Source organism: Citrobacter sp. S46_ASV_140 (assembly GCF_018919545.1).
Classification (GTDB): Bacteria; Pseudomonadota; Gammaproteobacteria; order Enterobacterales; family Enterobacteriaceae; genus Citrobacter; species Citrobacter braakii.
The window spans coordinates 1-18,314 of the sequence record NZ_JAHLRC010000072.1; the positions used below are offsets into that span (position 1 = coordinate 1).

Here is an 18,314-nt window from a genome sequence, read left to right on the forward strand (position 1 = left end):
CTTCGAGTGCCCACACAGATTGTCTGATAAATTGTTAAAGAGCAGTTGCGACGCGCTTTAGCGCTCTGTCGCGAGGTGGCGTATATTACGCTTTCCTCTTTCAGAGTCAACCCTCATTTTCAGGTTTTTCTCTTCAACCGAACCGGCTGTTTGCGTGAAGTGATTCACATCCGCCGTGTCGATGGAGGCGCATTATAGGGAGTTTCCCGCGGCCCGCAACCCTTAAATTGCAGAAAAATGACTGACCGCTGCATTCCACAGCAAAACCCCGCCTTATACCCATTTACACACAGAGTTATCCACAAACCACGCGATCGTTTATGCACTTCTCTGTTTATATGAGCATCCTTCAACGGAAAAAGAAGAGGTCAAAATCGAAAATTAAAAATTCGCGAGCGTTGCGCAAACGTTTTCGTTACAATGCCCCCGCACAACAAGGATGCCCCGTAAGGGGCGTTAGCTGAGTTTTTAGCCAAGAATTCACCTAACGCTCTCTGTAATAGTCAAATCCAGGGGATTTACCATGCAACAACGTCGTCCAGTCCGCCGCGCTCTGCTCAGTGTTTCTGACAAGGCCGGTATCATCGAATTCGCTCAGGCACTTTCCGCACGCAGTGTGGAGCTGCTGTCTACAGGTGGCACTGCGCGCCTGTTGGCTGAGAAAGGCCTGCCAGTGACCGAAGTTTCCGATTACACCGGCTTCCCGGAAATGATGGATGGACGCGTAAAGACCCTGCATCCGAAAGTCCACGGCGGCATTCTTGGTCGTCGCGGTCAGGACGACGGGATTATGGAACAGCACGGCATCGCACCTATCGACATGGTGGTTGTTAACCTGTACCCGTTCGCCGAGACCGTTGCCCGTGAAGGCTGCTCGCTGGAAGATGCGGTAGAAAACATTGATATCGGCGGCCCGACGATGGTGCGTTCCGCTGCCAAGAACCATAAAGATGTGGCTATCGTTGTGAAGAGCAGCGACTACGCAGCCATTATTAAAGAGATGGATGCCAACGACGGTTCTCTGACCCTCGACACACGTTTCGATCTCGCGATTAAAGCCTTCGAACACACCGCCGCTTACGACAGCATGATCGCCAACTACTTCGGTAGCATGGTTCCGGCCTACCACGGCGAAAGCAAAGAAGCCGCCGGTCGCTTTCCACGTACACTGAACCTGAACTTCATTAAGAAGCAGGATATGCGCTACGGCGAGAACAGCCACCAACAGGCTGCCTTCTATATAGAAGAGAATGTTAAAGAAGCGTCCGTTGCCACCGCGCAGCAGGTACAGGGCAAAGCACTTTCCTACAACAACATCGCCGATACCGATGCGGCGCTGGAGTGCGTAAAAGAATTCAACGAGCCAGCCTGTGTGATCGTCAAACACGCTAACCCGTGCGGCGTGGCTGTCAGTACCTCTATTCTCGATGCTTACGACCGCGCCTATAAAACCGACCCGACCTCTGCGTTCGGCGGCATCATCGCCTTCAACCGCGAACTGGATGCCGAAACTGCTCAAGCCATCATTTCCCGTCAGTTCGTGGAAGTGATCATCGCGCCATCCGCAACCGAAGACGCACTGAAAATCACCGCCGCCAAACAGAACGTCCGCGTGCTGACCTGCGGTCAGTGGGCACAACGTGTGCCGGGCCTGGACTTCAAACGCGTTAACGGCGGTCTGCTGGTTCAGGATCGTGACCTGGGTATGGTGAGCGAAGGTGAACTGCGCGTAGTTTCCAAACGTCAGCCGACCGAACAGGAACTGCGCGATGCGCTGTTCTGCTGGAAAGTGGCTAAATTTGTAAAATCCAACGCCATTGTTTACGCCAAAGAGAACATGACTATCGGTATAGGCGCAGGCCAGATGAGCCGCGTATATTCCGCAAAAATCGCCGGGATTAAAGCCGCCGACGAAGGTCTGGAAGTTCAAGGTTCCTCTATGGCATCCGACGCCTTCTTCCCGTTCCGCGATGGGATTGATGCCGCCGCCGCCGCCGGTGTGACCTGCGTGATCCAGCCGGGCGGTTCTATCCGTGATGATGAAGTCATTGCTGCCGCCGACGAGCACGGCATAGCGATGGTGTTCACCGACATGCGCCACTTCCGCCATTAATCCACGGAGCAGACGATGAAAGTATTAGTGATTGGCAACGGCGGGCGCGAACACGCGCTGGCCTGGAAAGCGGCGCAGTCGCCAAAAGTCGAAACGGTATTTGTCGCACCAGGCAACGCGGGCACCGCGCTGGAACCTGCGCTGCAAAACGTGGCAATCGGCGTGACCGATATTCCGGCGCTGCTGAGCTTTGCCCAGAATGAGAAGATCGATCTGACCATCGTTGGCCCAGAAGCGCCTCTGGTAATTGGCGTGGTCGATGCGTTTCGCGCCGCCGGTCTGAAAATCTTCGGCCCAACCGAAGGTGCAGCGCAGTTGGAAGGCTCCAAAGCCTTCACCAAAGATTTCCTTGCCCGTCATAACATTCCAACGGCGGAGTATCAGAACTTCACCGAGATTGAGCCTGCGTTGGCCTATCTGCGTGAGAAAGGCGCGCCGATCGTTATCAAGGCCGACGGCCTGGCCGCCGGTAAAGGCGTTATCGTCGCGATGACGCTGGAGGAAGCCGAAGCCGCTGTTCATGACATGCTGGCAGGTAACGCTTTTGGCGATGCGGGCCACCGTATCGTTATCGAAGAGTTCCTTGACGGTGAAGAAGCGAGCTTTATCGTGATGGTTGACGGCGAGCACGTGCTGCCAATGGCCACCAGCCAGGACCACAAACGCGTGGGCAACGGCGATACCGGTCCGAACACCGGCGGTATGGGCGCTTACTCACCTGCACCGGTGGTGACTGACGACGTTCATCAGCGCACCATGGAACGCATCATCTGGCCAACCGTAAAAGGCATGGCGGCGGAAGGGAACACTTACACCGGTTTCCTGTACGCGGGTCTGATGATCGACAAACAGGGCAACCCGAAGGTTATCGAGTTCAACTGCCGCTTCGGCGATCCGGAAACCCAGCCGATTATGCTGCGTATGAAATCGGATCTGGTCGAACTGTGCCTTGCCGCCTGTGATGGCAAGCTGGATGAGAAAACCTCTGAGTGGGACGAACGCGCCTCTTTGGGCGTAGTGATTGCCGCAGGGGGTTATCCGGGCAACTACAATACTGGCGATGAGATCCACGGCCTGCCGCTGGAAGAAGTCGCTGACGGTAAAGTGTTCCACGCGGGCACCAAACTGTCTGCTGACGATCGCGTGCTGACCAACGGCGGTCGCGTCCTGTGCGCCACCGCGCTGGGCAACACCGTTGCCGAGGCGCAGCAGCGTGCCTACGCCCTGATGACCGACATCCGTTGGGACGGCAGCTTCAGCCGTAACGACATCGGCTGGCGCGCCATCGAACGTGAGCAAAACTAACGGCTGAGCTTAGCCAGCAGCGTTTTGCGCGTAATACCTAACTGACGGGCGGCTTCGGTTTTATTGCCGCCCGTTTTTTCCAGCGCCGCCAGAATCACTTCTTTTTCGACATCCACCAGCGGTTGAATCTCGCCACTGTATTCCGTTTTTATCGGCGTCGCGGCAATCGCCATCGGCAGCTCGCGTTCGGAAATATATTCCCCCGTTAGCAGCACCACCGAACGCTCAATCGCATTTTCCAGCTCACGGATATTACCCGGCCAGTCATAGTGGATCAGCAGATCCATCGCCTGCGGAGTAAAGCCTTTCACCGCTTTTCGATTACGTGTGGCAAAACGCTGGAGAAAATGTTCGGCCAGCAGAGGAATATCTTCCCGACGCTGGCACAGCGCTGGCATTTCAATAGTGATGACGTTCAGGCGATAGTAGAGATCCTGACGAAAGTGCCCGGCGTTAACTTCCTCCGCCAGATCGCGATGAGTGGCAGCGATCAGCCGGACATCAACCGCAATAGTCTGGTTGCTGCCAACCCGTTGCACTTCCCGCTCCTGGATAGCCCGCAGCAGACGCACCTGCATTAGCGGTGAGATATCGCCAATTTCATCAAGAAATAACGTGCCGCCTTCGGCTTCCACAAAGCGCCCTTCCCGCCGCTTATCCGCGCCGGTAAACGCGCCTTTCTCATGACCAAAAAGTTCGGACTCCAGCAGCGATTCATTAAGCGACGCACAGTTCAGCGTCACCAGCGGTTTATCACAGCGGGCACTGCTGGCATGCAGCGCCCGGGCCACCAGCTCTTTCCCCGTACCGGAGTCTCCGTGAATGAGCACCGTTGCATCCGAGGGCGCAACCATCGCGATTTCATTGATCAACTGCTGCATCGCCGGACTGCTGCCAATCATGCCGAACTGCGCAGCCGACCCTGACGGCAGTTCAGCGCCCATTTCCCGCGTATGCGCCAGCGCCTTTTCCAGCGTCTCCTGCAGGCGATCAAAATCCAGCGGCTTGATTAAGTAGTCCAGCGCCCCGGTTTTCAGCGCCTCAACGGCGGTCTCCACGCTGGAGAATGCCGTCATGATCAATACCGGAATCGCCGAATTCAGCGCTTTAATCTCTTTCAGTGTTGCAATGCCGTCCATCTCCGCCATACGCACATCGCACAGCACTAAATCAAATACGCGTTCACGCACCTGTTCCAGTGCCGCTTGCCCGCTATAGGCCAGCGCGACCTCATAACCCCAGCCGCGCAGCAGCGCCTGTAAAATGGTGCAGTGGCTGATATCGTCATCTACCACCAGAATATTGATTTTTCCGCGCGTCATCCTTGTTAATCCTGTTGTTTCGCGTTGGTCGGCAGCCAGAGGGTAAAGGTTGCGCCTTTGCCCTCAACGCTTGCCACATGAATGGTACCACCGTGCTGTTCAATTATGTTCTGCACTACCGCCAGCCCAAGGCCGGTTCCATCCGCTTTAGTCGTGAAGTAAGGCGTAAAAATAGCCTCCAGCTGTTCCGCTGCAATCCCTTTCCCGCTATCAATAACCACGATTTTAACGCGATCGCCGCTGCTTTCACTCGCTTCAACCGTAATCGTGCCCTGACGACCAATCGCATGAATGGCGTTCAGATACAGATTCAACAGAACCTGAGTCAGTCGGTCGGGATCGGCCTGAATAGCGGGCAGCGTGGAACTGGCCGAAAAGCGTAGCTGGATTTCCCGACTTGCCGCATCCTGACTCACCAGGTTTAATGAGTGGGTGATGACCTCATTGAGATCCACCTGTTGCAGCGTCAGATGCGCAGGTTTCACCAGCTCCAGCAGCTCGCTCACCACCCGATTTAAACGGTCCGCCTCTTTCGCCATCACCTGCGCCAGCTCATGCGACTCACCACCAGCCGGAGTTCGTTCAGCAAAATACTTCGCTAAACCCTTGATCGATGAAAGCGGGTTTCGAATCTCATGCGCGACCCCGGCCGCCAGATGTCCGAGCGCCATCAGTTTTTCTTTACGCTTCATCGCATCCTGCAGTTCTTTGTACGAGCGCTGATAGCGCTGATACCAGAAGAACGTCAGCACAGTGGCCAGCAGCACGGCCGCCAGCGCAGACAGGACGATCAGGGTGTTACGCCACTCTCTTGCCTGAGTCGCAGCCAGATCGCTGGCATCAAAAGCGATAAATATGGTTTGTGCGGGGGTGATAAGCTGTCCGTCATTGCTGGCACAGCGCGCCATGCCATGACGTCCTGGACCATACATCGGCTGAAACTGACGATAAATTTCCAGGACAGGTGTTTTTTCACCGTCCCCCGTAGGCATGTCAATATTCCGCCAGCTTTCCTGTTCCCCGGGGCTTAGTTGTCGCAGGACATCCGGTGAATAGAGCGTTTTACCGACCATCGCGGAATTGCTGTGAGTAATAATGACGCCATGATCGTCAACGACGGCAAACCATAGCACGCCTGGTTGTACGGCCATTTCCTCCAGCAGCGTCTGCTGTTGAGCATGATGCATGCGCATCCCCATACCTACGCGCGTACCAGACTCCAGAGCGCGGATGAGCACGCTGCCTTTTTCCAGTAGCGTTTGCCGCGCGGCGCCGCTTTCCCGCCCATAGTCCCGAATGGTCATAATCGAAAACCAACCGACCAAAATCAGGATTGCCGCCAGCAAGAGTCGGCTCAACCACTTGGCCGCCGTGTCCTTATAAAGACGCATACGCTCTCCCTTTATCCCACCTGTTCCTTTCATCGTTGCAGGTATACAGCAGAAATCATGCCATTTTTTCTCCGTGATAACCCTGCCCTCAGACACAAACCGCTGAAAGTAGCGGGTAAAAATGACCCGCCGGCGCGTTCTGGCGAGTCATTTTTACTCGTCGCCCTGTAAAGGCCACGACTACAACTCCCGCGGGACCGGGATTGCCGCTTTGGCACGGAAGATGCAATAGGAAATGTAATCTAACCAACAGGAGAACGACCCATGAAACGGAACAACAAACTGGCGCTGATTGCACTCTCTCTTATCGCGTTGGGCTCTACCCCGACGCTGGCGCAGAATCACTGGGGATATGGTGATGGAATGCAGCAACGAGGCGGTACGCCAATGACCACTGAGCAGCAGGCTACCGCGCAGAAAATCTATGATGATTACTACTCGCAGACCAACGCCTTGCGCCAACAGCTGACCTCTAAACGTTATGAGTACAACGCGTTGCTAACAGCCAGCTCGCCGGACACTGCAAAAATTAATGCCGTGGCAAAAGAGATGGAGGCGTTGAATCAGTCACTGGATGAGCAGCGCGTTAAACGCGATGTCGCAATGGCCCAGGCAGGCGTACCTCGCGGAGCGGGAATGGGCTACGGCGGGTGCGGCGGTGGCGGTAACCATCGCGGCGGCCATATGGGAATGGGCCACTGGTAAACGTTTTTTGCCGGATGGCGGCCTCACCTTATCTGGCCCGATGTCCTGGCATCAGGTTTTCAGAAGGTTTTGGCAGTAGGCTGCCAGTGACAAAAATCTTCATTAGCAACCAGCAGTAGCTGCGACCCTTCGGGCGCTTCCAGCCATGCCACACTCACTTCTACAGATGAATGGCTCTGGCGGCGCTCAATGTGGTTTATCGCCCACGATTCCAGATCGGGCTTCAGTGTTTCACCTTCACAGGTCGTGACTGTGTTATTCGCATGCCAGCGTCCCTGACGCAATATCACCCGTCCCTGACGCAACGCATCGCTGGTCTGGCGGATTTGATCGGCACGATAGCGGTAAAGCGCAATTTGATCGCTGGAAAGCTGCTGCTTTTGCCCATCGACTTCACGCTGCATGAAACTCAGTTCGCCCCGGTCATCGAAGCGTATACGGACATGTTCCGGTGGTTTACTGTAAGTGTTGAGTTCTATCAGCGAGAGCGAATCACCCTGCCAGCGGTATTCACTGGTGGTGGTATCGCCTTTACGCCACGGACTAAATACCGAGAGCAAGTGAACATCGTCGCTGGAATCTTTACGCCAAATGCGTACCGCCCCCTGATCGCCAACATAGCCGCTGGCCGTGAACGGAGGAAGCTCAGAGTGGCGACTACAGGCAGACAGTAACAGCACACCTGAAAGCCAAAGCGAATGACGCCAGATGGACAAAAGGGGCGAAACCGCCCCTTCGATAAAACTGTTCACTGCCACGCGAATTACTTAACCGCGTCTTTCAGTGCTTTACCAGAAACAAATGCCGGTACGTTAGCTGCGGCAATTTTGATTTCTTTACCGGTCTGCGGGTTGCGGCCAGTGCGCTCAGCACGGTGGTTCACTTTGAAGGTACCGAAACCAACCAGTTGTACAGCATCGCCTTCTTTCAGAGACTCAGTAATAGCAGCCAGAGTGGATTCCAGAGCAGCTTTAGCCTGTGTTTTAGACAGTTCTGCTTTGTCTGCAATTACATCAATCAGTTGAGTCTTGTTCATAAGTTATCCTTACAATGTGTTTATCGCTTGCTAAGCATCGAGTGCGACGGAAATGCCAGAAAAGCACTCTCCTGCATACACGCACCGATAGCCACTTTTTTTCGCCCCCCAAATGTAGACCAGACCGGGGGCGGATGGGAAGCCTTCAGGCACGACAAATCAGGCGTTAAATCACGTTTTATGGTGTCATTGCTGAAAATTTATACCAATATTGCTCTCGCCAGCCTCGCGCAGGTCTGCACGAAGCCCTTTTATCAGCTCAATATCGCGTTCTTCACAGTCGGCTAAAAGTCGGAAAATTTCCCACTGAATATCCCATTCTTGCTCAACGGCCGGGTTCTCTTTGAGCTCTTCATCGGTCATTTCGCGACCAGCCTGGGTCATTTCCAGCATCGCAACCGTCGTAATCGAAGCCTTACTAACCTCAATTGCATGTTCCAGCGTTTCACCGCTAAGACGCGAATGCATCAGTTCGCTTAATGCCACACAGGCATCAATCGCCGGATAAACGCCGTACAGATCGTAATCGTCTGCTGAAGGAATAGCCTCTTCAAATTTTTCCAACTGGCTATCGAAATTGATTTTCGCGTCTTTAACCGTCAGCGCTTCCCAAATCAAATCCAGAATCCGGCGGTAAATTTGTCCATCGCCAAATTCGGTTTGCTTACAGAACATGGCGTAGTTGGGGTACATGCGTTCGCACAGACAGGCCATAAACGTGACGTGCTGCCAGCTTTCCAGCTTCTCCAGACGCAGGTGAATCGGATTTTGTAACATGATGAGTTCTCAAATACGGAAATTAGCGGCAGTTTACCCGATATGGGGCGTTTTTGCTGCAAGCCGCGTAAAAGCAGGGCGTTCGGATGCCACCGCATCTGCCCAGCGTGTTGGTTCCGGCAGACGATAGCCGTTCATACAGCGTTGTACCCACGCTAACGCGCTGTCCTGGCTCACGCGATGACCCGTAGAGATAAACAGCGGGTTACAGCGTGCTTTGCTGCGCCAAACCCATGCCAGCTGTTCGCCTTTATCCAACAACGGCGCTAACGCTCCGGGTTCGGCGGCGAGCGGCTCAAACTTGCCGCACAACCGTTTTTTCGCCACGCCAATCGTCGGGACATCCACCAGCAGGCCAAAATGGCTGGCCACGCCCAGACGGCGAGGGTGAGAGATCCCGTGACCGTCAACGAACAGCAGATCAGGCTTGTGCGAAAGCTGCTGCCAGGCGGCCATCAGCGCGGGTGTTTCGCGAAAGGAGAGAAAGCCAGGAATGTAGGGCATGGTGGTGGCGATTCGCGCCACCTTGTATTCAACCAGTTCCAGCGAGGGGTACTTCAGTAAGACCATCGCGGCTCGCGTCACTTCGCCCCCCTGCTCGAACCCAACGTCCGCCCCGCCGATCAGATCCGGCGGATCGCTCCTCAGGCGATCCTCGCGGATCACTGAGGAGGCCAGTTCAAGCTGCTGCGCGCGTAATGACGCAAGATCCATAATGACTCCTTAGCGGTGATACTGTTCAGACAACCGATGTACCGCCTCCACAAAGACACCCGCATGCTCTGGCGGGACATCCTGATGAATGCCGTGGCCCAGGTTAAAGACATGGCCTTCACCCTGACCAAAACCGGCCAGAATCGTCGCCACCTCTTCTTCGATGCGGGCTGGCGGCGCATACAGCATGGACGGATCCATATTGCCCTGTAGTGCCACTTTATGACCTACACGACGACGCGCATCGGCAATGTCAGTGGTCCAGTCCAGACCTAACGCATCACAGCCGGTTTCCGCCATCGCTTCCAGCCACTGACCACCGCCTTTAGTGAACAGCGTCACCGGTACGCGACGACCTTCGTTCTCGCGCATCAGACCGTCGACGATTTTGTGCATGTAATACAGGGAGAACTGCTGATAGTCGCGACCGGTCAGCACACCGCCCCAGGTGTCGAAAATCATTACCGACTGCGCGCCCGCTTTGATCTGCGCGTTCAGGTACAGAGTGACGCTCTTCGCCAGCTTATCAAGCAGCAGATGCAGCGCCTTTGGATCGGCGTACATCATCTTTTTAATCACGGTGAAGGCCTTACTACTGCCGCCTTCGACCATATAGGTCGCCAGTGTCCACGGGCTACCGGAGAAGCCGATCAGCGGCACTTCGCCTTTCAGTTCACGGCGGATAGTGCGCACCGCATTCATCACATACCCCAGCTCATCTTCCGGGTCCGGGATCGGCAGTTTGTCGACGTCAGCCTTGCTGGCGATCGGTGAGGTAAAGCGTGGGCCCTCTCCGGCTTCAAAATACAGCCCAAGTCCCATCGCATCGGGAATCGTCAGGATATCCGAAAAGAGGATCGCCGCATCAAGCTTATAGCGACGCAGCGGCTGCAGCGTGACTTCGCAGGCCAGCTCGGCATTTTTGCACAGCGCCATAAAATCGCCCGCTTCGGCACGCGTGGCTTTATATTCCGGTAGATAGCGGCCCGCCTGGCGCATCATCCATACCGGAGTGACATCAACGGGCTGGCGCAGCAGCGCACGCAGATAACGATCGTTCTTCAGTTCGGTCATTTTTCCATTCCTTGAGCTATTTCACGCCAGTGTAACATGTGTGTCACTCATACTCTGCCCGACAGAGGGCGACAGTATCTTCAATCAATCGACGCGCGACGGTGCCCGGCGGGGGCAGGAGCGGTAAATCGTCGTAGCGATACCAGTTCGCTTCCAGCAGTTCCTTCGGGTCAATAACAATTTCGCCGCTATCATACTCCGCCATAAATGCGGTCATCAAAGACTGTGGGAACGGCCACGGCTGAGAAGTGACGTAGCGCAGGTTTTTCACCTTAATGCCGCTCTCTTCCATGACTTCGCGCGCCACCGCCTGCTCGAGGGTCTCGCCCACTTCGACAAAACCCGCCAGCACGGTATGCACGCCGTTACGATGGCGAACATGTTGGGCTAGCAGGATAGCGTCGTCACGGCGAATAGCGACGATAATACAGGGCGCAATTTGCGGGTAGTAGCGTTCTCGACAGTGGCTACACAGCATCGCCCATTCCGTTTTACTCGGGTGCATGGGATGACCGCAGTAACCGCAGAATTTATGTGAGCGGTAGAACTCGGCCAGTTGTACACCGCGTCCGGCCAGTTGAAACAGGCCAACATCCTGGTCAATGACCTGGCGCACAGACCCCATATCGTGCCGACGCTGCTGCTGCACCAGCCAGACCGTCTCCCCTTCCCATTCGCCTATAGGAAGTGCACGCTGCCCGGTCAGATCAAAACTTGCTGCGTCGCCGTAAGGCAGTTCGCCATGAGGCAACCATAACTTTTGCTCATGACTGACAATCCACCAGCCGCTATCTAATTTTTCAATTATACGATCCATATCTCTTGCGCAACCTTTGCTTCACAGGCATGTTGTTTACATTATTTTTACATTTACGGGTGAGCCGTTCCTAAACACCATCTTGCGGAGTCAATCATGCTAAACCAGCTGGAAAGCCTGACGGAGCACGTCGGAGGAAGTAACAAACTGGTTGATCGCTGGCTACATGTACGTAAGCACCTGCTCGTGGCTTACTACAATCTGGTTGGCATTAAGCCTGGCAAAGAATCGTACATGCGGCTCAATGAAAAGGCGCTGGATGATTTTTGCCAGAGCCTGGTCGATTACCTTTCCACCGGACACTTCAGTATTTATGAACGTATTCTCCATAAATTGGAAGGGAACGGGCAGCTTTTAAAAGCCACAAAAATTTGGCCGCTCCTGGAAGCCAATACGCAACTGATCATGGACTACTATGATTCCAGTCTGGAGACCGCCATTGATCACGATAACTTCCTTGAATTTCAACAGGCCTTATCGGATATCGGCGAGGCGCTGGAAGCCCGGTTCGTGCTGGAAGATAAGCTGATCATGCTGGTTTTTGATGCGATGCACGAGAGTGGCATGATCAAACGTCCTGCTTGAGATTTGCGACATTAACGCGTAATTTACATTCATTACCTCTTTTTGAGGTTACTTCTTGTCGGAGTGCTTATTTTCCACAGCAGCATGAGTGGAAAAGGCTGAGACCGTTAATTCGGGATCCGCGGAACCTGATCAGGTTAAAACCTGCGAAGGGAACAAGAGTCAATCTACAACCGTATCGCCCTTTGGCGTTCGTCTCTCTTGCTTCATCCGTCGTCTGACAAGCCATATCCTTACTTTTATTTGGAATGAGCTATGTCTGCCACTACTAAACCATCACGCCGCGAACAGCGCGCCCAAGCCCAACACTTTATCGACACGCTGGAAGGTACCGCCTTTCCTAACTCAAAACGTATCTACATCACCGGTTCGCAGGCGGATATCCGCATCCCGATGCGCGAAATCCAGCTAAGTCCTACGCTGATTGGTGGTACGAAAGACAACCCGCAGTTTGAAGAGAACGAAGCCGTGCCGGTGTACGACACCTCCGGGCCGTACGGCGATCCTGATGTGGCGATTAACGTTCAGCAGGGTCTGGCAAAACTGCGCCAGCCATGGATTGCGGCGCGTAACGATAGCGAAGAATTAGACGACCGTAGCTCCGCTTATACCAAACAACGTCTGGCCGACGATGGCCTGGACGAGCTGCGTTTCAGCGGCCTGCTGACGCCAAAACGCGCCAAAGCCGGCAAGCGCGTTACCCAGTTGCACTATGCCCGTCAGGGGATGGTTACCCCGGAGATGGAATTTATCGCCATCCGTGAAAACATGGGCCGCGAGCGCATTCGTAGTGAAGTGCTGCGCCATCAGCATCCAGGAATGAACTTTGGTGCGCGCCTGCCGGAAAACATCACCCCGGAATTCGTGCGTGATGAAGTCGCTGCGGGCCGCGCGATTATTCCTGCCAACATCAACCACCCGGAATCCGAGCCGATGATCATCGGCCGCAACTTCCTGGTGAAGGTGAACGCCAACATCGGTAACTCGGCGGTGACCTCTTCCATTGAAGAAGAGGTGGAGAAGCTGGTGTGGTCGACCCGCTGGGGCGCAGATACGGTGATGGACCTCTCCACCGGCCGCTATATTCACGAAACCCGCGAGTGGATCCTGCGTAACAGCCCGGTGCCGATCGGTACCGTGCCGATCTACCAGGCGCTGGAGAAGGTTAACGGGATCGCCGAAGATCTCACCTGGGAAGCCTTCCGCGACACGCTGCTCGAACAAGCCGAACAGGGCGTCGACTACTTCACCATTCACGCGGGCGTACTGCTGCGCTACGTGCCGATGACCGCCAAACGCCTGACAGGTATTGTCTCGCGCGGCGGTTCGATCATGGCGAAATGGTGTCTCTCTCATCACAAAGAGAACTTCCTGTTTGAACATTTCCGCGAGATTTGCGAAATCTGTGCCGCCTATGACGTTTCGCTCTCTCTCGGCGACGGCCTGCGTCCAGGCTCGATTCAGGATGCCAACGACGAGGCGCAGTTCTCCGAGCTGCATACGCTGGGCGAACTGACCAAAATCGCCTGGGAATACGACGTGCAGGTGATGATTGAAGGCCCGGGTCATGTGCCGATGCATATGATCCAGCGCAACATGACCGAAGAGCTGGAGCACTGCCATGAAGCGCCGTTCTACACCTTAGGGCCGTTGACGACAGATATCGCGCCGGGCTATGACCACTTCACCTCCGGCATTGGTGCGGCGATGATCGGCTGGTTTGGCTGTGCAATGCTGTGCTACGTCACGCCAAAAGAGCACCTTGGCCTGCCGAACAAAGAAGACGTGAAGCAAGGGCTGATTACCTACAAGATTGCCGCCCACGCCGCTGATTTAGCCAAAGGCCATCCGGGTGCGCAGATCCGCGATAACGCCATGTCGAAAGCGCGCTTCGAATTCCGCTGGGAAGACCAGTTTAACCTCGCACTCGACCCATTCACCGCCCGCGCCTATCACGATGAAACCCTGCCACAGGAGTCCGGCAAGGTTGCCCACTTCTGCTCCATGTGCGGGCCGAAGTTCTGCTCGATGAAAATCAGCCAGGAGGTCCGCGACTACGCCGCCGCACAAACCATTGAAATCGGAATGGCGGATATGTCGGAGAACTTCCGCGCCAAAGGCGGCGAAATCTACCTCAAAAAAGAGGAGGCGTGATGTACCAGCCTGATTTCCCGACCGTGCCGTTCCGCCTCGGGCTTTACCCGGTGGTAGACAGCGTTGAATGGATTGAACGCTTGCTGCAGGCAGGTGTGCGCACGATCCAACTGCGCATTAAAGATAAACGTGATGAAGAGGTCGAAGCCGACGTCATTGCCGCCATAGAGTTGGGGCATCGCTATGATGCTCGCCTGTTTATCAACGACTACTGGAGTCTGGCAATTAAGCACAACGCGTACGGCGTGCATCTGGGCCAGGAAGACCTCGAAACCACCGACCTGAAGGCGATTCAGGCGGCGGGGCTACGCCTGGGTGTTTCCACTCACGATGATATGGAGATAGACGTAGCGCTGGCTGCTAAGCCTTCTTATATCGCGCTGGGTCATGTCTTCCCGACGCAAACCAAGCAGATGCCGTCGGCCCCGCAGGGTCTCACGCAGTTGGCAAGCCATAGTAAACGACTGGCGGATTACCCCACTGTCGCTATCGGCGGCATCAGCCTTGAGCGCGCCCCAGCGGTGCTGGCGACCGGCGTTGGCAGCATTGCCGTGGTCAGCGCCATAACCCACGCCGCAGACTGGCAGGCAGCCACGGCGCAGCTACTGGACATTGCGGGAGCCGGCGATGAATGACCGCGATTTTATGCGCTACAGCCGCCAGATCCTGCTCGGCGACATTGCCATTGAGGGCCAACAAAAGCTGCTCGATAGCCATGTGCTGATCGTCGGTTTAGGTGGGCTCGGCTCGCCTGCGGCACTGTATCTGGCGGGAGCGGGCGTCGGCACGCTGACGTTGGCGGACGATGATGACGTTCATCTGAGCAACCTGCAGCGGCAAATATTGTTCACCACCGATGATATCGCCCGGCCGAAAGCACAGGCGGCAAAGCGACATCTGGCACGCCTTAATCCGGACAGCGAGCTGGTCGTCCTTGAGCAGCGGCTGACCGGTGAGGCGCTCCGGCATGCGGTAGCGCGTGCCGACGTGGTGCTCGACTGTACCGACAACATGGCGACGCGCCAGGAAATTAACGCCGCCTGCGTGATGCTCAACACTCCGCTCATCACCGCCAGCGCTGTGGGCTTTGGCGGCCAGCTAATGGTACTGACGCCACCGTGGGAACAAGGCTGTTACCGTTGCCTGTGGCCGGATGATGTAGAGCCGCAACGCAACTGCCGCACCGCCGGCATCGTCGGCCCGGTTGTGGGCGTGATGGGCACCTTGCAAGCACTGGAGGCGATTAAATTACTCAGCGGCATTGAAACTCCCAGTGGGGAGCTACGCCTGTTCGACGGTAAAACCAGCCAGTGGCGCAGCCTCGCGCTACGTCGTGCCAGCGGCTGCCCGGTCTGCGGAGGACAACATGCAGATTCAGTTCAATGATGAGCCGATGCAGTGCGCCGAGGGACAAACCGTCAGCGGGCTGCTCACTGCGCTAAATCAACTTAAACCGGGAGCGGCGCTGGCGCTCAATCAGCAGATCCTGCCGCGCGAGCAGTGGGAGCAGCAAATCGTGCAGGAAGGCGACCAGATCCTGCTTTTTCAGGTTATTGCAGGGGGTTGATATGTTACGTATTGCCGACAAAACGTTTGATTCACATCTGTTCACCGGCACCGGAAAATTTGCTTCGTCGCAGCTGATGGTCGAGGCGATTCGCGCCTCCGGCAGCCAACTGGTGACGCTGGCGATGAAGCGCGTGGATTTGCGCCAGCACAACGATGCCATTCTGGCCCCACTTATCGACGCGGGGGTGACGCTACTGCCTAACACCTCTGGGGCGAAAACCGCGGAAGAGGCTATTTTCGCCGCCCAGTTGGCGCGTGAAGCGCTGGGCACAAACTGGCTAAAATTAGAAATCCACCCGGACGCCCGCTGGCTATTGCCGGATCCGATTGAAACGTTAAAAGCCGCGGAAGCATTGGTGAAACAGGGCTTTGTGGTGCTGCCCTACTGCGGCGCGGATCCGGTGCTGTGTAAGCGGCTGGAAGAGGTCGGCTGCGCGGCGGTAATGCCGCTCGGCGCGCCCATCGGTTCTAATCAGGGACTGGAAACGAAAGCGATGCTGGAGATTATTATCCAACAGGCAACCGTACCGGTGGTGGTTGATGCGGGTATCGGCGTCCCCAGCCACGCCACACAGGCGCTGGAAATGGGTGCCGACGCAGTGCTGGTCAACACGGCAATCGCCGTGGCCGACTGCCCGGTCACGATGGCTACCGCCTTCCGTCTGGCGGTTGAAGCGGGCCTTCTGGCGCGCCAGGCGGTACCAGGAAGCAAAAGTTCGCAGGCAAGCGCCACCAGCCCGTTAACCGGATTCCTGGAGGCCTTCGTATGAAAACGTTCAGCGACCGCTGGCGCCAGCTTGACTGGGATGACATCCGCCTGCGTATCAACGGTAAAACCGCCGCTGACGTGGAGCACGCCCTCAACGCTTCACAGCTTAGTCGCGACGATCTGATGGCGTTGCTCTCCCCTGCCGCAGCCGACTTTCTGGAGCCGTTGGCACAGCGAGCGCAGCGCCTGACCCGGCAGCGCTTCGGCAACACGGTCAGCTTTTATGTTCCGCTGTATCTCTCGAATCTTTGCGCCAACGACTGCACCTACTGCGGCTTTTCCATGAGCAACCGTATCAAACGCAAAACGCTGGACGAAGATGAGATAAAACGAGAGTGTACCGCTATCCGTGAGCTGGGTTTTGAGCATCTGTTGTTGGTCACCGGTGAACATCAGGCAAAAGTCGGAATGGATTACTTTCGTCGCCATTTGCCCACCATTCGCCGCCAGTTTGCCTCGTTGCAGATGGAAGTTCAGCCGCTGTCAGAGGCTGAATATGCGGAGCTGAAGACGCTGGGACTGGATGGCGTGATGGTGTATCAGGAGAGCTATCATGAGGCGATTTACGCTCGCCACCATCTGAAGGGGAAAAAGCAGGATTTCTTCTGGCGACTGGAAACGCCGGACAGGCTGGGCCGCGCAGGGATCGACAAAATCGGTCTTGGCGCGTTGATTGGTTTGTCCGACAGCTGGCGGGTCGATTGCTATATGGTGGCTGAACATCTGCTGTGGATGCAGCAGCATTACTGGCAGAGCCGCTACTCCATCTCCTTCCCTCGCCTGCGCCCATGCACCGGTGGCGTTGAACCCGCATCGATCATGGACGAGCGACAGTTGGTCCAAACCATTTGCGCGTTTCGTTTACTGGCGCCAGAAATTGAGCTGTCGCTCTCCACCCGCGAATCGCCATGGTTCCGTGATCATGTGATCCCGCTGGCGATCAACAACGTCAGCGCCTTCTCAAAAACACAGCCCGGCGGTTATGCCGATAACCATCCTGAACTGGAACAGTTCTCCCCACACGACGCCCGTCGCCCAGAAGCCGTTGCTGAAGCACTAATGGCGCAGGGGTTACAGCCCGTGTGGAAGGACTGGGACAGCTATCTGGGACGCGCTTCGCAGATGCCGTAAGTCCGGAGCAATCGCATAAAACGAAAAAACCCGCTTTCGCGGGTTTTTCTTCACTGTCACTTAACTGCTCAGGCTCTGGCCTTCATCGCTATTGTAAGCATTAGTGAAATTATCGGCGATTACAGCGCGACAACGTTAACAGCAGACGGGCCTTTAGCGCCATTCTCCACAGAGAACTCCACTTTTTGACCTTCGTCTAATGTTTTAAAATCGTTACTCTGGATAGCAGAGAAATGCACAAACACGTCCTTGCTACCGTCCTGAGGAGTGATAAAGCCGAAGCCTTTCTCAGAGTTAAACCATTTTACTAAACCAGTCATTTTGTTAGACATAGATACTTCCTTTCATATTTTTGAGCCGCTTAAGCAGCGAAGATGGCCTGTTTTGCAGAAATTAACTTATGGGGCACTTAGGGAGGAGGCTCATGAAGAAGAGTATCTGAGGATAACGCTTGAACTGAGAACTGCTTTACTAAAACTGCTTTCATAAGGTCTGTGTATCAAACCGATGTCGCTATAGTAGACTTACTTCTAATCAATAAGCAAGCATTAATTTATTTAATAATCGATTAGCACCGAAATGTTACACCATCGCGGTTGAGCATTTCAGGTAACAACTTGATCTAAAATGAACAAAAGCCCTGACCATTGCAGTCAGGGCTTTAAGTTACTACACACTTCAAATTTAACATTAATAAACTTAACGATTTAATACTGCTGATGGTACTACTTTAAAATGTACACGTTTACTACAGATAATATTGGATATTGATACTAACTAAAACCGTCCTCTATTTACCGTTAAACACATTCCACCCGCTTGATAATAGAACTCAAGGCTGGTGACCTAAAC

At 55.1% G+C, this 18,314-nt stretch carries 19 protein-coding genes and 1 riboswitch; of the genes, 10 read left to right on the forward strand and 9 right to left on the reverse strand.

What is annotated here, in order from left to right:
* The first annotated feature begins 523 nt into the window (after positions 1 to 523).
* Together purH and purD are read left to right on the forward strand one after the other, a co-directional pair.
* Positions 524 to 2,113 (forward strand): bifunctional phosphoribosylaminoimidazolecarboxamide formyltransferase/IMP cyclohydrolase, encoded by a 1,590-nt coding sequence (gene purH, locus KQJ19_RS16575; RefSeq protein ID WP_216403875.1) that lies wholly within the window; start codon positions 524 to 526, stop codon positions 2,111 to 2,113.
* Positions 2,114 to 2,128: 15 nt separating this feature from the next.
* A complete protein-coding gene (gene purD, locus KQJ19_RS16580) occupies positions 2,129 to 3,418 on the forward strand; it encodes a phosphoribosylamine--glycine ligase (protein WP_016157951.1) in 1,290 nt (429 codons plus the stop codon).
* Here the strand turns inward: purD and zraR are convergent.
* Both zraR and zraS read right to left on the reverse strand, forming a co-directional pair.
* On the reverse strand, positions 3,415 to 4,740 hold the full coding sequence (gene zraR, locus KQJ19_RS16585) for a sigma-54-dependent response regulator transcription factor ZraR (RefSeq protein WP_216403876.1): 1,326 nt from the start codon (positions 4,738 to 4,740) through the stop codon (positions 3,415 to 3,417). The two genes, purD and zraR, sit on opposite strands and share 4 nt — an antisense overlap.
* A gap of 5 nt (positions 4,741 to 4,745) precedes the next feature.
* The gene (zraS, locus tag KQJ19_RS16590; RefSeq protein WP_047498846.1) at positions 4,746 to 6,131 is read right to left on the reverse strand and encodes a two-component system sensor histidine kinase ZraS; all 1,386 of its coding nucleotides are present in this window, start codon (positions 6,129 to 6,131) and stop codon (positions 4,746 to 4,748) included.
* Positions 6,132 to 6,395: 264 nt separating this feature from the next.
* On the opposite strand from zraS, the gene zraP reads away from it, so the two are divergent.
* The gene (zraP, locus tag KQJ19_RS16595) at positions 6,396 to 6,836 is read left to right on the forward strand and encodes a zinc resistance sensor/chaperone ZraP (protein ID WP_216403877.1); all 441 of its coding nucleotides are present in this window, start codon (positions 6,396 to 6,398) and stop codon (positions 6,834 to 6,836) included.
* 59 nt (positions 6,837 to 6,895) lie between these two features.
* On the opposite strand, the gene KQJ19_RS16600 is transcribed toward zraP, so the two are convergent.
* The 6 genes from KQJ19_RS16600 to nudC all read right to left on the reverse strand — a co-directional run bounded on the left by KQJ19_RS16600 (position 6,896) and on the right by nudC (position 11,254).
* The gene (locus tag KQJ19_RS16600) at positions 6,896 to 7,588 is read right to left on the reverse strand and encodes a DUF1481 domain-containing protein (RefSeq protein ID WP_047359007.1); all 693 of its coding nucleotides are present in this window, start codon (positions 7,586 to 7,588) and stop codon (positions 6,896 to 6,898) included.
* 11 nt (positions 7,589 to 7,599) lie between these two features.
* Complete coding sequence (gene hupA, locus KQJ19_RS16605) at positions 7,600 to 7,872, reverse strand: nucleoid-associated protein HU-alpha (RefSeq protein WP_001044509.1); 273 nt, start codon at positions 7,870 to 7,872, stop codon at positions 7,600 to 7,602.
* A gap of 186 nt (positions 7,873 to 8,058) precedes the next feature.
* Entirely contained in the window at positions 8,059 to 8,649 is a 591-nt protein-coding gene (locus KQJ19_RS16610; protein ID WP_003842015.1) for a YjaG family protein, read from the reverse strand.
* A 33-nt stretch (positions 8,650 to 8,682) separates the two neighbouring features.
* Complete coding sequence (gene nfi / locus KQJ19_RS16615) at positions 8,683 to 9,363, reverse strand: deoxyribonuclease V (protein WP_047416002.1); 681 nt, start codon at positions 9,361 to 9,363, stop codon at positions 8,683 to 8,685.
* 9 nt (positions 9,364 to 9,372) lie between these two features.
* Positions 9,373 to 10,437 carry a uroporphyrinogen decarboxylase gene (gene hemE / locus KQJ19_RS16620; RefSeq protein ID WP_046276272.1) on the reverse strand — a complete coding sequence of 355 codons (1,065 nt, stop codon included), beginning with the start codon at positions 10,435 to 10,437 and terminating at the stop codon, positions 9,373 to 9,375.
* A 43-nt stretch (positions 10,438 to 10,480) separates the two neighbouring features.
* On the reverse strand, positions 10,481 to 11,254 hold the full coding sequence (nudC, locus tag KQJ19_RS16625) for an NAD(+) diphosphatase (protein WP_016155312.1): 774 nt from the start codon (positions 11,252 to 11,254) through the stop codon (positions 10,481 to 10,483).
* 96 nt (positions 11,255 to 11,350) lie between these two features.
* Here nudC and KQJ19_RS16630 point away from each other — a divergent pair, with 96 nt between their 5' ends.
* From KQJ19_RS16630 to thiH, 7 genes are all read left to right on the forward strand, one after another.
* Positions 11,351 to 11,839 carry an Rsd/AlgQ family anti-sigma factor gene (locus KQJ19_RS16630; RefSeq protein ID WP_016155311.1) on the forward strand — a complete coding sequence of 163 codons (489 nt, stop codon included), beginning with the start codon at positions 11,351 to 11,353 and terminating at the stop codon, positions 11,837 to 11,839.
* Positions 11,840 to 11,888: 49 nt separating this feature from the next.
* A riboswitch (TPP riboswitch) is annotated at positions 11,889 to 12,011 on the forward strand.
* 83 nt (positions 12,012 to 12,094) lie between these two features.
* Entirely contained in the window at positions 12,095 to 13,993 is a 1,899-nt protein-coding gene (gene thiC, locus KQJ19_RS16635; RefSeq protein WP_047498840.1) for a phosphomethylpyrimidine synthase ThiC, read from the forward strand.
* Positions 13,993 to 14,628, forward strand: a complete 636-nt coding sequence (gene thiE, locus KQJ19_RS16640; protein ID WP_047498837.1) for a thiamine phosphate synthase — start codon at positions 13,993 to 13,995, stop codon at positions 14,626 to 14,628. Before thiC ends, thiE begins: the two co-directional genes overlap by 1 nt.
* Positions 14,621 to 15,379: a HesA/MoeB/ThiF family protein gene (locus KQJ19_RS16645; protein WP_075849248.1), complete on the forward strand. Its 759-nt coding sequence runs from the start codon at positions 14,621 to 14,623 to the stop codon at positions 15,377 to 15,379. The genes thiE and KQJ19_RS16645 overlap by 8 nt, the downstream gene beginning before the upstream one ends.
* A complete protein-coding gene (thiS, locus tag KQJ19_RS16650) occupies positions 15,360 to 15,560 on the forward strand; it encodes a sulfur carrier protein ThiS (RefSeq protein ID WP_016155307.1) in 201 nt (66 codons plus the stop codon). Before KQJ19_RS16645 ends, thiS begins: the two co-directional genes overlap by 20 nt.
* A 1-nt stretch (position 15,561) precedes the next feature.
* The gene (gene thiG, locus KQJ19_RS16655) at positions 15,562 to 16,332 is read left to right on the forward strand and encodes a thiazole synthase (RefSeq protein WP_016157944.1); all 771 of its coding nucleotides are present in this window, start codon (positions 15,562 to 15,564) and stop codon (positions 16,330 to 16,332) included.
* Positions 16,329 to 17,462, forward strand: a complete 1,134-nt coding sequence (gene thiH / locus KQJ19_RS16660; protein ID WP_016157943.1) for a 2-iminoacetate synthase ThiH — start codon at positions 16,329 to 16,331, stop codon at positions 17,460 to 17,462. The genes thiG and thiH overlap by 4 nt, the downstream gene beginning before the upstream one ends.
* A gap of 119 nt (positions 17,463 to 17,581) precedes the next feature.
* Here thiH and KQJ19_RS16665 read toward each other — a convergent pair whose 3' ends face one another.
* Positions 17,582 to 17,794: an RNA chaperone/antiterminator CspA gene (locus KQJ19_RS16665; protein WP_016155304.1), complete on the reverse strand. Its 213-nt coding sequence runs from the start codon at positions 17,792 to 17,794 to the stop codon at positions 17,582 to 17,584.
* Positions 17,795 to 18,314: the final 520 nt, after the last annotated feature.